This is a genomic window from Cellulomonas sp. P5_C5 (assembly GCF_054049655.1).
In genome coordinates, this window is sequence record NZ_JBFULY010000054.1 from 1 (window position 1) to 2562 (window position 2562).

At 66.6% G+C, this 2562-nt stretch carries 3 protein-coding genes; all 3 read right to left on the minus strand.

The genetic code is table 11. The features are described from left to right. Nucleotides 1-88 precede the first annotated feature (88 nt). On the minus strand, nt 89-1003 hold the full coding sequence (locus ACXJKF_RS22145; protein WP_456789901.1) for a carbohydrate ABC transporter permease: 915 nt from the start codon (nt 1001-1003) through the stop codon (nt 89-91). Further along, nucleotides 1000-2007, minus strand: coding sequence for a carbohydrate ABC transporter permease (locus ACXJKF_RS22150; RefSeq protein ID WP_456789902.1), 1008 nt, complete (start codon nt 2005-2007; stop codon nt 1000-1002). The genes ACXJKF_RS22145 and ACXJKF_RS22150 overlap by 4 nt, the downstream gene beginning before the upstream one ends. Nucleotides 2008-2094: 87 nt before the next feature. Beyond that, nucleotides 2095-2562 (minus strand): extracellular solute-binding protein (locus tag ACXJKF_RS22155; protein WP_456789903.1); only part of this gene is annotated, 468 nt, incomplete at its 5' end.

Below are 2562 nucleotides of genomic sequence, written 5' to 3' on the forward strand. Positions count from 1 at the left end.
GGGAGCACCCCGCCTTTCCCGTCCACCGGGTTCCTCAGGTCAGGACGACCGTGAGTGCCCGGGGCGTGCACGAGACAGTGTGCGCGGATCAGCCCTTGACAGCACCCTGCATGATGCCGGCGACGAGCTGACGGCCGGCGATGAAGAACAGGATGATGAGCGGGATCGTCGAGACGGTGACGCCCGCCATGATCAGCGACATGTCCTTGAAGTACGACGCCTGGAGCAGCTGGATGGCCACCGGCAGCGTCGGGTTCTGCGGTCCGAGGACGATGAACGGCCAGAAGAAGTTCGTCCACGAGGCGACGAACGTGAACAGGCCGAGCATGACGGCCGCCGGGCGCGCCGCCGGGAGGGCGATGTGCCAGAACGTCCTGATCATCGACGCACCGTCGACGCGGGCTGCCTCGACGAGCTCGTAGGGCAGGGCCGACTCGAGGTACTGCGTCATCCAGAACACGCCGAACGCGGTGACCAGACCCGGGACGATGACGGCGATGAGCTTGCCGGTCCACCCGAGCTGGGACATGAGGATGAACAGCGGGACGATGCCGAGCTGCGTAGGGACTGCCGTGGTCGCGATGACGAACACGAGCAGGGCGTTGCGACCCTTGAACCGCAGCTTCGAGAACGAGAAGCCGGCTAGCGTCGAGAAGAGCACCACGGACAGCGCCGTGATGGTGCCGACGATGATCGAGTTGCTGAGCGCCTTCCAGAACTGGATGTCGCCGTTCAGCACCTTGCCGACGTTGGTGAAGAAGTCGCCCTGGGGGATCAGCGACGGGATCGGGTTCTGCGCGATGTACGGCGCGTTGGCCGACGCCAGCAGGAACGCGTAGTACAGCGGTGCGATCGCCAGGACGATCGCGACACCGAGCAGGGCGTACGTGACCCAGCCCGGACGGCGGTCGGAACCGGCGGCCGTCGAGCGGCTGCGCCCGGCAGCGCGGGCGGCACCGCGTCCGGCGGTCTGCCGGATGACCGGCAGCGAGGGGGCGCTCATCGGGAAACCTTCTTCCGCTTGGTCGTCGACGTCTCGGACGAGATCTTCCGCGTGATCGAGAAGTTGATCAGGCCGACCAACACGATGATGAGGAACAGGATCCAGGCGACTGCGGACGCGCGTCCGAAGCTCTTCTGGTTGCCCCACCCGAGCTCGTAGATGTACATGGTCGCCGTCATCCACTGACGGCTCGGGCCACCCTGGCCGGTCTGGTCGAACAGGCGCGGCTCGTCGAAGATCTGCAGGCCACCGATCGTGGAGGTGATGACCACGAAGATGATCGTCGGGCGCAGCATCGGCACGGTGACGGAGAAGAACTGGCGGACCCGCGTGGCACCGTCCAGGACGGCGGCCTCGTACAGGTCCTTCGGGATGGCCTGCATCGCCGCGAGGAGGATCAGCGTGTTGTAGCCGGTCCAGCGGAAGTCGACCATCGTCGCGATCGCGATGTGGCTGGGCAGGATCTGCGCGTGCCAGCCGATCGGGTCGATGCCGATGTAGCCGAGCACCGTGTTGATGAGGCCGGACTTGTCGGCGAAGAGCTTGCCGAAGATGAGGCTGACCGCGACGGGCGCGACGACGTAKGGCAGCAGCACGCCCATGCGCCAGAAGGTGCGCGCGCGCAGGTTCGCGTCGAGGAGCGCCGCGAGCACGATCGCGATGATCAGCTGGGGGACCGTCGACAGGATGAAGATGCTGAAGGTGTTGCGCAGGCTCTTCCAGAAGTTGGGCTCCTGGACGACGAACAGGTAGTTCTCGAACCCGACGAAGGCACCCTTGCCACCGATCAGGTTCCAGTCGTGCACGGACACGTAGGCCGTGTACACGAGCGGGAACAGACCCGTGAGCGCGAAGAGGATGAAGAACGGGGAGATGTAGAGGTAGGGCGAGACCTTGACGTCCCAGCGGCCGAGGGTCTGGCTGAAGCCGACCCGGCGGGGGACGCGCTCGAGGTCGCGCTGACGACCGCTGTCGAGCTGAGGTGGGGTGGTGGAGGTAGCCATCAGGTGTCCTTCGTGGCGGTGGTCAGGAGCCTACGCTGGCAGGGCCGGGCCGATGGATGACCMATCGGCCCGGCCCCGTGGCGTGCGTCAGCCGAGTGCGTTGACCGCGGCGACGAAGGTGTCCCACTGTGCAGCGGCGTCACCACCGTTGACGTCGACCTCGGTCAGAGCCGACTGCATCGCGTCGTTGACGGCGAAGTAGTTCGGGCCCTTGAACGGGGCGACGATGCCCTCGGCGCGGTTGGCCAGGATCTGGCCGGCCGGGGCGTCGTTGAAGAACGCGTTCGTGGAGCTGAGCAGCTCGTCCGAGGTCAGCGCCTCGGTCTGGCTCGGGAACGTGCCCTTGTTCTTGTAGGCCTGGATCTGCTGCTCCGGGGCGGTGAGCCACGCAGCGAACTCCTTGGCCTCCTCGGGGTGCTTGCTCTGGGCGGGGACCGTCAGGAACGAGCCACCCCAGTTGCCGGCGCCGCCKKGGAAGACGTCCGCGATGTCCCAGCCGGTCACGCCGGCCGAGTTCTGCTCGATGACGCCGAGCATCCAGCCCGGAGCCAGCAT

Bases quoted from the DNA above. Each gene is read 5' to 3' on its own strand.
- ACXJKF_RS22145 (WP_456789901.1), bottom strand. From the start codon at position 1,003: ATGAGCGCCCCCTCGCTGCCGGTCATCCGGCAGACCGCCGGACGCGGT.